This is a genomic window from Rahnella perminowiae (genome assembly GCF_019049755.1).
Classification (GTDB): domain Bacteria; phylum Pseudomonadota; class Gammaproteobacteria; order Enterobacterales; family Enterobacteriaceae; genus Rahnella; species Rahnella perminowiae.
The window spans coordinates 1-255 of sequence record NZ_JAFMOS010000015.1; the positions used below are offsets into that span (position 1 = coordinate 1).

The 255-nt window shown below is 49.8% G+C and carries 1 rRNA gene; it reads left to right on the forward strand.

What is annotated here, in order from left to right:
• Nucleotides 1-119: ribosomal RNA gene (locus tag J1785_RS00065) — 23S ribosomal RNA — on the forward strand; the annotation flags it as partial.
• Between the last annotated feature and the right edge of the window lie 136 nt (nt 120-255).

Sequence of the window (255 nt, forward strand, 5' to 3'; positions counted from 1 at the left end):
TCCCTGTGGCTTTAAGCCACCTGAAGGGACGTTTAAGACTAAGACGTTGATAGGCTGGGTGTGTAAGTGCAGCGATGCATTGAGCTAACCAGTACTAATGACCCGAGAGGCTTAACCTTACAACACCCAAGGTGTTTTGATTTGAGAGACAGGCTCGAGAGAGTAGATTTTCAGCGGAATGTTCCTAGATTGGTTCGTATGGCGGCGCGGGGTGAGCAACCCTGATGCGCTGCGGTACGGATGAAACAGAATTTG